The organism is Rhizobium sp. Nf11,1 (assembly GCF_050587665.1).
Classification (GTDB): Bacteria; Pseudomonadota; Alphaproteobacteria; order Rhizobiales; family Rhizobiaceae; genus Rhizobium.
Genome location: NZ_JBOBHU010000022.1, coordinates 82016 through 96364 on the forward strand (window position 1 = coordinate 82016; position 14349 = coordinate 96364).

General features: G+C 59.4%; 9 protein-coding genes and 3 pseudogenes. 7 read left to right on the forward strand and 5 right to left on the reverse strand.

Translation table 11 applies throughout. The features are described from left to right. Window positions 1–13 precede the first annotated feature (13 nt). Both ACQ7C1_RS25740 and ACQ7C1_RS25745 read left to right on the forward strand, forming a co-directional pair. Window positions 14–1489 carry an aldehyde dehydrogenase family protein gene (locus ACQ7C1_RS25740; RefSeq protein ID WP_430960318.1) on the forward strand — a complete coding sequence of 492 codons (1476 nt, stop codon included), beginning with the start codon at window positions 14–16 and terminating at the stop codon, window positions 1487–1489. Then, window positions 1486–2529: a tartrate dehydrogenase gene (locus ACQ7C1_RS25745; protein ID WP_221114163.1), complete on the forward strand. Its 1044-nt coding sequence runs from the start codon at window positions 1486–1488 to the stop codon at window positions 2527–2529. Before ACQ7C1_RS25740 ends, ACQ7C1_RS25745 begins: the two co-directional genes overlap by 4 nt. A gap of 170 nt (window positions 2530–2699) precedes the next feature. On the opposite strand, the gene ACQ7C1_RS25750 is transcribed toward ACQ7C1_RS25745, so the two are convergent. Next, window positions 2700–3977: an NAD(P)/FAD-dependent oxidoreductase gene (locus ACQ7C1_RS25750; RefSeq protein ID WP_430960319.1), complete on the reverse strand. Its 1278-nt coding sequence runs from the start codon at window positions 3975–3977 to the stop codon at window positions 2700–2702. Window positions 3978–4456: 479 nt separating this feature from the next. Here ACQ7C1_RS25750 and ACQ7C1_RS25755 point away from each other — a divergent pair, with 479 nt between their 5' ends. From ACQ7C1_RS25755 to ACQ7C1_RS25765, 3 genes are all read left to right on the forward strand, one after another. Then, a complete protein-coding gene (locus ACQ7C1_RS25755) occupies window positions 4457–5287 on the forward strand; it encodes a GNAT family N-acetyltransferase (RefSeq protein WP_430960328.1) in 831 nt (276 codons plus the stop codon). 12 nt (window positions 5288–5299) lie between these two features. Beyond that, the gene (locus tag ACQ7C1_RS25760) at window positions 5300–6673 is read left to right on the forward strand and encodes an aspartate aminotransferase family protein (RefSeq protein WP_430960320.1); all 1374 of its coding nucleotides are present in this window, start codon (window positions 5300–5302) and stop codon (window positions 6671–6673) included. Window positions 6674–7610: 937 nt separating this feature from the next. After that, window positions 7611–9446, forward strand: coding sequence for a HAMP domain-containing methyl-accepting chemotaxis protein (locus ACQ7C1_RS25765; protein ID WP_430960321.1), 1836 nt, complete (start codon window positions 7611–7613; stop codon window positions 9444–9446). Window positions 9447–9559: 113 nt separating this feature from the next. Here ACQ7C1_RS25765 and ACQ7C1_RS25770 read toward each other — a convergent pair. Next, window positions 9560–10220, reverse strand: a pseudogene (locus tag ACQ7C1_RS25770) (DUF3422 family protein); the annotation flags it as partial. Window positions 10221–10519: 299 nt separating this feature from the next. Between ACQ7C1_RS25770 and ACQ7C1_RS25775 the strand changes: the two are divergent. Continuing rightward, entirely contained in the window at window positions 10520–11947 is a 1428-nt protein-coding gene (locus ACQ7C1_RS25775; protein WP_430960322.1) for an aldehyde dehydrogenase family protein, read from the forward strand. Here ACQ7C1_RS25775 and ACQ7C1_RS25780 read toward each other — a convergent pair. Then, a complete protein-coding gene (locus tag ACQ7C1_RS25780) occupies window positions 11941–12870 on the reverse strand; it encodes a LysR family transcriptional regulator (protein ID WP_430960323.1) in 930 nt (309 codons plus the stop codon). The genes ACQ7C1_RS25775 and ACQ7C1_RS25780 overlap by 7 nt on opposite strands. A 303-nt stretch (window positions 12871–13173) precedes the next feature. On the opposite strand from ACQ7C1_RS25780, the pseudogene ACQ7C1_RS25785 reads away from it, so the two are divergent. Next, window positions 13174–13479, forward strand: a pseudogene (locus ACQ7C1_RS25785) (cupin domain-containing protein); the annotation flags it as partial. Window positions 13480–13770: 291 nt separating this feature from the next. Here ACQ7C1_RS25785 and ACQ7C1_RS25790 read toward each other — a convergent pair. Both ACQ7C1_RS25790 and ACQ7C1_RS25795 read right to left on the reverse strand, forming a co-directional pair. Beyond that, on the reverse strand, window positions 13771–14214 hold the full coding sequence (locus tag ACQ7C1_RS25790; protein WP_097601030.1) for an Lrp/AsnC family transcriptional regulator: 444 nt from the start codon (window positions 14212–14214) through the stop codon (window positions 13771–13773). A gap of 19 nt (window positions 14215–14233) precedes the next feature. Then, window positions 14234–14349 (reverse strand): annotated as a pseudogene (locus tag ACQ7C1_RS25795) (homoserine kinase); the annotation flags it as partial.

Here is a 14349-nt window from a genome sequence, read left to right on the forward strand (position 1 = left end):
CAAGGACACGGCCATGGCTCTGAGTTTCAATCCCGACACAATCGAGTTGCCGAGAGGTCATTTCATCGGCGGGCGCTACATCGACGCCAAGGGCGAGCTACCGATGCAACGGCCGTCCGATGCCATCGCCTATGCCGACTGCCCCGTGGCCGACGCTGCCCTCGTCGATCAGGCGGTATCCGTTGCAAAGAGAGCGCTCCGCGAGAGCGGCTGGGCCACCCGCCGCCCGCGCGAGCGGACCAATGCGATGCATCGTTGGGCGGACCTGATCGAGGCTGAAGGAGAAACCCTTGCCCGGCTGGAAGCCGTTTCCTCCACGCGCCCGATCGGTCAACTCATTCAGGGCGATGTCGCGGTCACTGCCGAGCAGATACGCTTCTTCGCCGAATTCGCCGACAAGGAAGGCAGCGACCTCGTGCCGACGGACGACTTAAGCCTCGGCATGATCATGACCGAGCCCTATGGCGTCGTCGGCGCGATCACGCCGTGGAATTTTCCACTCTCCATGGCGGGCTGGAAACTGGGTCCGGCACTTGCTGCGGGCAATGCCATTGTCTTGAAGCCCTCGGAGATGACGCCCTTTTCGACGCTCTATCTTGCTCAACTTGCCGTCCGCGCCGGCATTCCGGAAGGCCTCATCAATATCGTTCTTGGCGACGGGCAGACCACGGGCCAGGCGATGACCGGCCATCCCGATATCGGAAAGATCAGCTTCACCGGCTCGACGGGGGCCGGGTCCGCGATCATGGCGAATATTGCCAGGACAGGCGTCAAGCCGATGACGCTGGAACTCGGCGGCAAGAGTCCGCAAATCGTCTTTTCCGACAGCGATCTGACGCTCGCTGCGAATGCGATCGCAAACAGCATCCTCTCCAACGCCGGACAGGCCTGCGTCGCGGGCTCACGGGTTATCGTTGAGGAAGCTGCGATGGAGCCGCTGGTCGCCGCCCTGCGCGCCCGAATGGCAACGATCGAGCCCGGCCCGACCTGGGACGAGCGCTCTAACTACTCGCCAATCATCTCCGAGCGTCAGATCGATCGGATCGACGCAATTGTGCGCGCGGCGCGCGACGCAGGCGCCGAATGCCCTGCCGGCGGCAACCGCCTCGAGCGGGAAGGCTATTTTTATGCTCCGACGCTACTGTCGAATGTCGACCAGGTCTCCCCTGCGATCACGGAGGAAATCTTTGGGCCGGTGCTGACGGTGCAGAGCTTCACCGATGAGGAAGAGGCGCTCGCACTGGCCGATCATCCCTCCTACGGGCTGGCGGCGGGGCTCTTCACCCGCGATCTCAACCGCGCCATCCGAACCACGCGCCGGCTGCAGGCCGGCACCGTCTGGGTCAATCGCTACAGCCGCTCCCGCGACCATATCCTGCCGACGGGCGGCTACAAGCGTTCGGGCATCGGCAAGGATCTCGGACGCGAAGCCTATCATGCCAACCGAAAGAGCAAGAGTGTGCTCATCAACCTCCAGGATCAGACATGAAGACCTATTCCATCGCGCTACTGCCCGGGGACGGCATCGGCAAGCCGGTCACCGAGGCCGCCTGGGACGTGCTGCAGGCCACGGCGAAGACTTCAGGCTTTTCGCTTGAAGGGACGGCCTTTCCTTGGTCCTGCGACTTCTACAAACAAACTGGCGCCATGATGCCGAGGGATGGGATCGAAACACTCAGTCGCTTCGATGCGATCCTGCTCGGCGCAGTGGGTTGGCCGGCCGAAGTGCCGGACTCGGTTTCGTTGCATGGGCTGCTGCTGCCGATTCGCAAGGCTTTCACACAATATGCTAATATTCGCCCGCACCGGCTGCTGCCGGGCGTCTCGGGTCCGCTGAAAAGCGGTGCGTTCAATATCCTCTGCATCCGCGAAAACACCGAGGGCGAATATTCCGGCGCTGGCGGCCGCATCCATCAGGGGACAGATGACGAGGTGGCGGTGGAGACCTCCATTTTCACCCGAAAAGGCGTCGAACGCATCCTGCGCTTCGGTTTCGAGCAGGCTCGCATGCGGCGCGGCAAATTGGCCTCGGTCACCAAATCCAATGCCCAGCGATATTCCATGGTTTTCTGGGACGAAATCACCCGAAGACTGGCGGCCGAATATCCCGATGTCGAGGTGACGAGCTATCATATCGACGCGATGGCGGCGCGCATGGTCATGGCGCCGGAATCGCTCGACGTCGTTGTCGCTTCCAACCTGTTCGGCGATATCCTCACCGATCTCGGTGCCGCAATCCAGGGTGGGCTCGGCTTTGCGGCGTCCGCCAACATCAATCCGGATCGCTCAGCGCCGTCCATGTTCGAACCGGTCCATGGATCGGCGCCCGACATCGCTCATCTCGGAATCGCCAATCCAATCGCCACGATGTGGTCGAGCGCCATGATGCTGGAGCACCTCGGAGAGACGGCCGCTGCCGCTCGCATAGTGTCCGCCATCGAAGCGACGACGAAGGCCGGGATCGGCGTCGTTCCCGGAAAAGACAAGACCGAGACGATCGCGAGGGCAGTGCTCGAACGTCTTCTCTGAGGGGCCGCTTGAGTTCTTTCGCCGGCATCCGCGGAGCTATTCACCTGGTTCCGACTACGTCAGCAAGCGCGGCAAACTCGGCCTTGATCTTTCATCTATTCTATCGGCGAAAAAGAAGGCGCGGATCGTGAGATCCGCGCCCTAGTTGGCGGCAGGGGAGGAGGGGCCGCTTATTGAAATCTGTCGAGGGTCTTGTAGTAGAGCCCGACGAGTGGCAGGAACCAGGGCTTGCCGAAATGGCCGGGAACGGCGGGCCATTCCAGACCTTTGAGCGGATTGCGATCCGCCTTGCCGAGTATGGCGTCTGCCATAATCATTCCCAGATGGGTCGAGAGCTGCGCGCCATGGCCCGAATAGCCCATTGCATACCAGACACCATCTACATAGCCCGCCCGGGGAAAACGGTCCTTGGTCATATCGACCAGCCCGCCCCAGCAATAATCGATCTCGACATTGGCGAGCTGCGGGAATATCTGGGCAAGGCTCGCCCGCAAAATGGCGCCGCTCTTTTCGTCCGAACGTTGATCCGATGTCGCGGAAAAGCGGGCGCGGCCGCCGAAGATCAGCCGGTTGTCAGGCGACAGACGGAAGTAGTTACCAATGTTCATGGAGGTGGCGCAGGTCCGGTTGCCCGGCATGGTGGCGGCCACCTCCGCCTCGCTCAAAGGCCGGGTCGCGATCAGGAAACTGCCGATCGCAATGATGCGGCGCTGGAAATAGTTGAAGGAAGGTCCTGACCCATAAGCGCCGGTCGCGACCAGGACATGATCGGCTGTTACCTCTCCCCGGAAGGTCTCCAGACGATGCTTGGACCCTGTCACTGTGTGCCGTGTTACCGAAGCCCTTTCGAATATCGTGGCGCCATGTCTGACCGCAGCATCGGCCAATCCAACGACATACCTGCCCATATGCATCATGGCGCTCTTTTTCGACAGCATCGCGCCATGGAAGGGAGAGCCAATTTCCGTCTTAAGATCACGCGCCGTCAGCAGCGCGGTATCCGGATCGACCTCCCGATGCACCGCTTCGAAATTCCGGGCGATCGTGTCGAAATGCTGCGGCTTTGACGCGAGTTTGAGCTTGCCCGCGCGCCGGAAATTGCAGTCGATCTTTTCTTCGGCGACGATCCTTTCGATCGTGTCTATCGAGTCGTCGAGGGCACGGTAGAGCGCCACCGCGCGTTCGACGCCGAGTTCACTCTTGGCAGCGATGAAGCTGTGGGCCAGCCCATTGTTGAGATGTCCACCATTGCGACCGGATGCACCCCAGCCAATATGGTTCGCCTCCAGCACGGCAACGCGCGCACCCGACTTTGCGAGCTGCCGCGCCGCGGCGAGCCCCGTGAAGCCCCCGCCGATAACGACAACATCATAGTGGCCATCGACGGGGCCAATGCAGGCGCCCGCGAATTTCAATGCGGTGTCGTGCCAGTAGGATTCAAACTTCATCGCCTTGCTCCGCTAGAGGCCAATGCCGGCTGAAATGCCCTTGATCTCCACGTAGCCGTTGATCGGCTTGCGTGTACGATCAACTTTGTTCTGGATGTCGATATTGATTGCCGACATGAACATTGGGACTGCACGCCCGTAATCTAAGCTAGTGGATTTCGATCGGGGTCGAATCATCGAGTTGGTCCTTGGTTATGCCCGAGGCGCGTTCGTATGAGCAATTCTACGAGGGTTATGCAGAGTAAGTGGCCGCAGTTGCCACTCTACGAAGCAGATTCTTTCGTATTTCGTCGGTATTTGGCAGAGAGTTCCGACCGCGAGCCGCTGAGGCACCGAGCCATTCGCGGATTTGCTGTCAGCATAAGATGCGGTGACCGCACGCCAACACGGTCAAAGATGTCGCCAGTCTCCATTTGTCGGGACGATCTTCTTTTCGGCCGACGTTATTCTTCCCTTTTAGAAAAGCAGGGATCCAGACAATGCATATGACCCAACTCCACATGGTTCCGTTTGGCGCCGAACATCTTGCAGGCGCGCTGGCGCTTTCGCGACAGGCCGGATGGCCACACAGGCTGGCGGATTGGGAAACGGCACTTGCAATGAGCACAGGCGTCATCGTGCTGGATAACGAACAGGTCGTCGGCACTACGCTCACGACACGCTTTGGAGGCTGCGCCACAATAAATATGGTCATCGTCGCCGAAGCCATGCGCGGACGTGGCCTCGGCCGCCGCTTGATGGAAGCGGGTCTTGATGGTGCTCGCGGTGTGCCGTGCAGACTGGTCGCGACCCAGGAGGGCCTGCCGCTCTATGAAAAGGTGGGCTTTCGCCAAGTTGGCGACATCTTGCAATGTCAGGGCATCTGCGGGGCCGTGGAGGCGCCGATGGATGTCGAGTGGATGCAATCCGGCGATCTCCCGGAAATAGCCGCCTTGGACAACGTCGCCTTCGGTGCTGATCGCAGCAAGCTGATTTCCTATATCAAGGATATCGGGCGGTTTGCGGTGATCCGGCGCGATGGACATGTCGTAGGTTTCTCAGCAACGCGTTCCTTTGGCCGCGGTGAGGTCATCGGTCCCGTGGTAGCAAAGAATGCGGAGGATGCCCGCAAGCTCATCCTGTTCCAAATAGCGGCTCGAAACGACAAATTTCTTCGCATCGACACACCCAAGGACCTCGGCTTGTCGCAGTGGTTGGCCAAGTGTGGACTCGTCCATGTCGGTGGAGCGACAGCGATGCAGCGCGGCGGCGAGACCAATCCATCTCCCCATGTCACAACCTTCGCCCTGGCCAATCAGGCTTTCGGCTGAACGGAGATAACGATGCACAGCAACTCCCTTATCGAACTCGACCGCGCCCATCTCGTTCATCCGGTCGCCTCCTATCGCACCCACGAAACGCTCGGTGTGCGCGTCCTGTCCTCTGCGTCCGGCGCGACCGTGACCGACATGACCGGCCGCCAGCTCATCGACGGATTTGCCGGCCTCTGGTGCGTCAACGCGGGCTACGGACACGAAAGCATCGTTGAGGCTGCTGCACGGCAGATGCGAGAACTGCCCTACGCCACTGCCTATTTCGGTCTCGGTTCGGAGCCGGCGATCCGCCTCGCCGCGGCGCTTGCCGAGCGGGCGCCGGGCAATCTCAACCATGTTTATTTCACCCTGGGCGGATCGGATGCGATCGATAGCACGGTTCGCTTTATCCGTTATTATTATCACGCCAGGGGAACCCCGCAGAAAGACCAGTTTATCTCCCTCGAACAGGGCTATCACGGCTCCTCGACCGTGGGCGCCGGGCTCACAGCTCTTCCCGCCTTCCATGCCGGCTTCGGCATACCGTTCGAGTGGCAGCACAAGATCCCCTCGCATTATGTCTATCGCAATCCCGTGGGTACCGATGCACAAACGATCATCAATGCCTCACGGCACGCCCTGCGGCGGAAGGTGGAGGAAATCGGCGCCGAACGGGTGGCGGCTTTCTATGCCGAACCGATCCAGGGTTCTGGCGGCGTGCTGGTGCCGCCGAGGGGCTGGATGAAGGCGATGCGCGATCTCTGCCGCGAACTCGACATCCTGTTCATCGCCGATGAGGTGATCACAGGCTTTGGCCGCACCGGCCCGCTTTTCGCCTGTAGCGAAGACGATGTGGTTCCCGATTTCCTCACCGTCGCCAAGGGCCTGACCTCCGGCTATGCGCCGATGGGCGCGGTCTTCATGACGGACCACGTCTATAGCACGATCGCCGACGGCGCCGGCGGTTCTGCCGTGGGCCATGGCTATACCTATTCCGCCCATCCGGTCAGCGCCGCGGTGGCGCTCGAGGTCCTGCGCCTCTATGAGAGCGGTCTTCTGGAAAACGGCCGGCGGGCAGGCGCTCGCCTTGTCGAAGGGCTGAAAGGCCTTGCCGATCACCCGCTCGTCGGCGACGTCAGGGGCCGCGGCATGCTGGCCGCCGTCGAGCTTGTCATCGACAAGGCAAAGAAGACGCCGCTTCCGGCAGCGGCGGATCCTTCCCGCCGGATTTTCGACCGGGCTTGGGAAAACGGGCTGATCATTCGTGCTTTCGGCAATGGTGTGTTAGGCTATGCGCCCCCGCTTTGCTGCACTGATGGTGATATTGACGCGATCATTGCCCGCACGAGAACGACGCTAGATCAGACGCTGAACGACAGGGACGTCAGGGGCCTCATGCCATGACGCGGAGTGCATTGCTCGATCCCAGCTCACAGCTCTCGCTTACGAGGAGGCGCAGCTCGAATATTGCTGGCGTTTGCCGGCCAAAAGGGAAAGAGGCTGCGGCCGCCGTTATCTCTCCAGAGAGCGGACGTTGGAGGCTGGCACGCTGGCAGGACGTCGCCGGCATTGTGGTGCTGGCGGGCGGCTCACCCCCTTGTCAGCCAAAAGGGCTCAATCCGGACGATGATCGCTGTGCTTACCGGCAGCGCGTGATCCTCATCCTTCTGCGACTACTCGGACGAGCGCTTTCCTCAGGCCTTGGTGCCAGCTTCAATTCCGTCCTTCGAACCTAGTGTCGACGGCCTGCCGAGTGCGCTCCATACGACGGAGTTTCCAGAGAACGGCGTGCCGATGGCGTTTAAGGCGATCAGCGGCCGTGTCAGGTCGACGTTACGGCACAGCAGTTCCGGTTCGCTCGCTATTCGTGCCGATGTTTGCCGTCGTTGGCCAAGCCGGCGCCAAGGGGCTGAGGATTGGCGCTCCGGCCGTGAAGCTTCGGCGCTAGCAGCTTGATGAACACACACCAATGGAGCGGATGCGCAGTTTCGAGACCGTCTTATTTTGCCCCTCGGTAGTGGGCCATTAATCAAGAGGCGCCGAATTGCGTCCGCCGACGATTAGCTCAACGTCGCGGGTCATTGTGGGCAGGCCGGCCGAGCGCAACGATGATTAGCTGTTCGATTCCGCGTGCGAGAATGTCGCGGCATTTAGATCACCGCTCCAATGTATACCCCTACTGGCATCAAAGGAGAGAACTTTCTAGGGCTGGTTTGTAAACGACACATATAATTCCAGGAGCGACGGCTGGACAGTTAAAGTTAATCCTAAATTAGCACATCAGCCGAATTCTTGCGGTTATCTGAGCTGCACAGCCCGCCCTAGAGGACTGGAGAATTCTATGAAACGCCCGACCGTCAAGCAGACCCTCATTGCCGTTTTGTCTGTCATCTGTGCCTTGCTGATTGCATTGTCGTACAATTCTCTCAGTTCAATTTCGACACTGAACGACAGTGCTCAGCAGATTGGCGGCTTCTGGATGAAGCGGATGATCACCGCCAGGGATATCAAGGGAAACTTCTCTGATCTGAAGCTGGCCTATGCGCAGTACTTGCTGGAGGCGTCGCCGGAGAAGCGGGCCGCCGAGGTGAAGCTGATCGACGAGACGAACGCCGCAGTCGAGCGGGCAATCCAAGAGTATGTGGCGGGCGTCCGGACGGAGAAAGGTCGCGAGCTGATCAATGACGTCAAGTCAGGGCTCAAGAAATATAGCGAGCTCGCCGGGCAAATGGTCCAACTGCACGACAACGGCAAGACCGCCGAGGCGGCCACTCTCTTTCGGGAGAGTATGGAGGCGCAATCAAATTTGGTGACACAGGAGATTGCAGACCTCGTGGGCTTCATCCTGGGACAGACCGAAACCTATGTGACCACAAGCGACGCAACCGCGAGCTACGCGTTCAGGACCACGGCATTGATTGCCACCCTTTCGATTCTGGTCACCTCGGCTGGAGCGCTCTTTGCCGTTTTCGGCATCGCCAATCCGATCCGCCGAATTGCCTCTTCAATGAAGATCCTCTCCGACGGAGATCTGCAGAGCGAAATCCCGTACGCTGGCCGTGCCGACGAGATTGGGGCTATGGCAGGAGCGGTGGAAGTGTTTCGACAGAACGCCATCAATGTTCTTCGACTGGAGCAGGAAGCAGCGGTATCGCGAAGCGAGTCGGAGGCGGCGCGCGCCGCCGCTCAGGAGCGCGCCGAACGGGAGGCACAGCAGTTGCGCTTTGCAACAACGACCCTTGGCGATGGATTGAGACGCCTTGCCGGTGGTGACGTTTCTTTCCAGCTCGCGGAGCCTTTCGCTCCGGAATACGAGAGGTTGCGTGCGGATTTCAATGCTTCGCTTAGTCAACTCGGCACAACCATCGGCGCTGTACTGCAGACGGTGCACAGCATCGACAACGGAACACGCGAGATCGCATCCGGCGCGCAAGATCTCTCCAAGCGGACCGAACAGCAGGCCGCCTCCCTGGAAGAGACTGCAGCAGCCCTTGATGAGATTACTGCCAATGTGGCAACCGCGTCGAAGAGAACCGACGAGGCTCGCAATGTCGCCCACGAAGCCAATGTCAGCGCAGAACGTTCTGCTTCCGTTGTGTCCCACGCCGAACAGGCAATGAGGCGGATAGAGGAAAGCTCGGAAAAAATATCTAGCATCATCGGCGTCATCGACGACATTGCTTTTCAAACCAACCTTCTGGCGCTGAATGCTGGCGTCGAGGCCGCGCGAGCCGGAGAAGCCGGCAAAGGTTTTGCGGTCGTCGCTCAGGAAGTTCGCGAGCTTGCACAGCGCGCGGCGACGGCGGCGAAGGAAATCAAGGGACTTATCGAAAAGTCCTCAACCGAAGTCGGCACCGGCGTGAAGCTGGTTCTTGAGACCGGCCAGTCGCTAAACAAGATCGGCGAGCAAGTGTCTCAGATCAACCAGTTGATGGACGCAATTGCTACGTCCGCGCGTGAACAGTCCACTGGGCTGGCGGAAATCAATACGGCCGTCAATCAGATGGACCAGTCCACTCAACAGAATGCTGCGATGGTCGAGCAGTCCACGGCGGCGGCCGCGTCATTGTCAGCTGAGGCGACCAGGCTGCGCGAACTCGTCAATCAGTTCACTCTCGACCGTGAACCCGCTCAGGCGGCTCAGCCTAGACGTAACCTCCGCACCATGGCGGCGTGATGGCGATCAGGGACTTGTCCTCACGCAACCGGATAGGAGAACCAACAGCCTTGCTCTCTCCGCGGCCAATTTCTAGAGGAGTGCAAGGAGTTCTTAACGCGCGATCTCCAGCTTTAGGACCCTTCCTTTAAAGCATGCTTAACGCGGAGGATGGTGGTCGCAACAGCTCCCACAACCACTGGAACAGCGCCAAGCATGACCACCGGATCGATGTGGAAACCTGCATGGTCAGCTGTCTCATATAGGAACTTCAGCAGGCCCAGGAGATAGTAGCTGATCGCGATTATCGAAAAGCCTTCAACCGCGCGCTGGATCTTGACCTGTGTCGCAGCCCGGTCGGCCATTGCCTGGATCTGTAGTGCTTTCAGTTGTTCAGCTACCTGCTCTGCCCCGTAAATCGCGCGGACGGAGGGATTAATAGCTTGGCCGTCCATGATCACAAGCGCCTTGTTCCTGACCGTCGGCACCCGACTGGTCGGATCAGTCATAAGGAACTTAATCCTCGCTTCGCCTTATCGAGTTCCCAGCGGTTCCGATCGACTTGCGCGACGACGTTGACGTCTGGATCGGTAGCGATGATGCGTTCCAAGTCGAGCGCTGGCGATTCAGCTTTCGTGGTTATGGCGTTTGTCCCGCTGAGGACGTCGGCAATAAAGCCGGCGGCGCTATTTTTGCCTTCGAGACAGGCATCGGCAGATGGCGACGGACTGGAGAACCAGAAACGTAATACAGCTTCGTTCCATCTTTGGGTGCCTCGGCACGCAACGCGGCTTCAACGTTTTACTTCTCTTTTGGAGCGCCGGAATCGCTCAAGCGCCTCGCACGGAGAACCTACGAAGGTACGGGGTCGCGGCATTCCAGGCAGGGGGTGACGGCGAAATGCCAGCAACGGCAACGACAAGTTCGATCCTGGAGGCCACGCTGTTCAGGTGTTCAGGCGGCTCGAGTGACTCTGTAGTTAACACCTCTCTTAAGCAAACATTCAGCCCTCCTAAATGTCATCTTCCGGTCTTTCCGGGCATCTTATGCAGGGCAGGTCCATTGGCCCCAATGTCGTGAAGCGAGGTGAAGTGATGCTGACGGGACGCGAGAGCCAGTTCTACATTGGTGGGAAGTGGCAGGAAGCGGTGGATGTAACCCGTTTGCCTGTCATCAATCCCGCCTCCGAGCAGGTTGTTGGGCAAATCGCTGCGGGCGGTGCTAATCACGTCGATCTCGCGGTTGCAGCTGCGCGCAACGCATTCCCGCTTTTTTCTCAAGCATCTGTTTCCGAGAGGCTTGGTCTGCTCGGCAGGATGCATTCTCTCCTGAAAGAAAGAGCGGATACGTTCGCGGAAGCCCTCGCTATGGAAATGGGGGCGGCGATCAGCTTCGCGCGCGCATCCCAGGTTCCTTTCGCTGCCGAGCACATCCGTGTACAGATGGAGATTCTCGAGAAATACCAATTCACCATGGTTGATGGGCGCACCGCAACCGTCAAGGAAGCGATCGGGGTTTGCGCGCTAATCACACCCTGGAACTGGCCACTTTACCAGATCACGGCTAAGGTCGCTCCCGCGATCGCAGCAGGCTGCACCATCGTCCTGAAGCCAAGTGAGTTGTCCCCTTACAGCGCTCTGCTCTTTGCCCAACTGATGCATGATGCCGGCACTCCGCCGGGGGTATTCAACCTGGTCAACGGCACTGGCGAGAGCGTAGGCACAGCGCTCGCCAGCCACCCCGACGTCGACATGATCTCGATCACCGGTTCCACCCGCGCAGGGGTACTCGTCGCGCAGGCGGCCGCCCCGACTGTGAAGCGGGTGGTTCAGGAACTCGGCGGCAAGTCACCGAACATCTTGCTCACCGATGCCGATTTCAGCGAGGCGGTAGCGAAGGGCGTGCTCGCCGGAATGCGCAACGTCGGCCAGTCGTGCAGTGCGCCGACGCGCATGCTGGTGCCTGCACATCGGCTCGGCGAAGTGGAGGAACTGGCAAGCGCGGCTGTGCGTGCCATCCGTGTCGGCGCGCCGCTTGATCCTGCGACGGACATGGGGCCCATAGCCAATCGTGCCCAGTTCGAGCGGGTACAGGTCATGATCCAGGCCGGTATCGATGACGGCGCTAAGCTGCTGTGCGGCGGTTTGGGCCGCCCGGCTGGCCTTAGTGGCGGCTTTTTCACGCAACCGACAATCTTTTCCGAGGTGACGCCCCACATGCGGATTGCTCGTGAAGAAATCTTCGGACCCGTACTTTCGATCATGCCCTACAAGGACGAGGAAGAGGCAATCGCGATTGCTAACGACACCGTCTATGGATTGGGCGCTCATGTTCAGTCTTCAGACCCGGAGCGTGCGCGCCGGGTCGCCACTCGCATCCGCGCCGGCCAGGTCCATATCAACTATCCGGCTTGGGATGGAGCGGCCGCCTTCGGTGGCTACAAGCGGTCGGGCAACGGGCGCGAGTACGGCGTATATGGGCTTGAAGAGTATCTCGAGACGAAGTCGATCCTCGGTTATTGACCAGGCTTCTCAGCAGGATCGGCTCTCCATGGCAGTGGTTTCAGCGACTGACGAATCATTGTCAGGAAAGCGGCAGTGCGCGCACTTCGTCCGTGCCGCGATCCGAGGATGGCGACGATATCGGCCGACGGCAGCTTCCAGTTGGGAAGTACCTGCCTCAGCCGTCCCATCGCCAGGTCTTCTGCAACGGCCCATTCGGAGCGCATCATGATGCCCTGACCCGCCAGCGCCCAATCCCGAATAACGGCGCCATCATTACTCGACATGACGGGGTTGACGCGCACTGTCGCACTTTCCTGCCGTAAGCCCTTAAACCGCCAGAGCGTTACGTCCTCCTCGTTCTCGCGAACGACAAGGCAGCGATGTCGCGCCAGATCGGCGGGCGTAGTAATGGGCGCAGCCGAAGTTAGGTATTCGGGACTTGCGCAGAGAATCCGGTTGTTCGGCGCCAGCGTCGTCACGACTTGATCCAGATGCGCGGACGCCCCGATGTGAACAACCACCTCATAGCTGTCAACGATCAATGCCGTGGGATGGTCGGACAGTTGCAGGGTAGCGGTGGCACCACGATGCTCTCGAGCGAAAGCCTCCACGACCGGGGCGACGTAGATCCTACCAAAACCGTGAGGTGCTGCGACCCTGAGGTGCCCGCGGACCGTACCCCTGCGATCAGCAAGGGCTTCGGTAAGCGAGTCTAAAGCATCGCTGACGATAACGCTGTGGGAAGCGACCAATGAGCCCTCTTCGGTAAGACGCAGGTGGCGTCCGGAGCGGTCGATCAGTCGTACCCCGACTTTCTCTTCAAGAGCGCGCAGGCGCTGGGTCACCGCCGGAGGGGTGACGTTCAGCTTTCTCGCGCTTTCAGCGAGGGATTTGGAGGCTGTGAGGACCGAAAAAAAGGCAAGATCGTGGGATGTGAGCATTAATCTGCTCCTGAAGTGATCGTTCATAGAGGATTAATTGCCATCTTTATGGTTTCGCGACAAGGTGAGATCAGGTTGGTTATCGGGTTCATGGAGCTGGCGACGGTGGCTTATCAGCCCGATGAGCTGGCGTTGGCAGTATTCAGCGGGTGCGGGGTGGAAACTGAATGAGGGAATGCGCGGGCCGATTTGGCCGCACTTGAACCGGAAGGGATCCCCTGAAAGATAACGCGCGACCGCTGCTCCGGACGGAGCTGCCATGCGGGCAATGGTCGCCAGTACCGCGTTTTGCCTTAGACATGTCAGTCAAAGCCTGGGCCGGAACGCCTGATCTCCGGCGATCCTTCGTTCAAGACCTGGGCCCAGGACGTTGGGCGAGGCGACACGATTCACACCGGCGTCTGGGAAGCGACACCTGGCCTGACGCGCTCCGTCAAGGGAGAGACATTCGAATTCTGCCACATCCTCGAAGGCGTCGTGGAAATCACCCCGAACTGTGGTGAACCCGGTACCTACAAAGCAGGCGACAGTTTCGTGATGAAACCCGGGTTCATCGGCACATGGCGCACTGTGGAAACGCTTCGGAAGATCTACGTCGCCGTCAACTAACCAGCTCCGCCATCTGGTTACGCGAGTGTATCGACCCATAGGCCTGGAGAACAACCGGCCGTAAGACGGCGGAGAGGGGTTACTTTCCGCCGTGGAACATATGATCCCGCACGCACATCGACGACGTCAAACCATGTGGCAGTCTGGGAGCGTCTTCATTCGAAGCTCCAGATGTGAACCAACAGTTCTGATGGGCCTGCTCGCTGATATGATCAATAATCCGTTCGCATAGAGCGGATAGTCCGCCGATTAGGTTCGGGGGGAACACTGCCCGCATCTAACCGATCAGATTTATCTTCGGATTACGGAGGAGAGGGCGAACGCGGTCAGTGTATCGCGCACGCCGGGCATCTCGGCAATCAATTGCCAAATCTGCCGGATGCGGTCGGCCTCAGGGGACTCGACCCGCACGAGGAGATCGAAATCACCGGTCATAACGTCGCAAGCAACGACTTCTGGGATCTTGCGTAGCGCCTGAATGACTTCTCCGCCCCTCATGCGATCGTGACGATAGACGAAAATCAATGCGGTTGTGACGTTTTGGCTATTCCCACCATCCCCGGTGAGGATTGTATATCCCTTGATGAAGCCTTCTCGTTCGAGACGTTCGATTCGCACCCGCACGGCGTTGCGAGAAAGGTTCACCTTGGCCGACAAATCCGCATGCGAAATTCGGGCATTAGCCTTCAATTCGATAAGTATCTGTTCGTCAGTTCGATCGAGAAGATATTTCATGGATATTGAGCCGGGTCGCTTAACGTAGAATGTCGGAAGTTACGGACCGATAAGCTAACATGGCGATTTCCGGTAGTAATATTCTTTCCTTCTTGCTCGCAAATCGCTTTGATGTCGAAGCCATTACGAATCCTG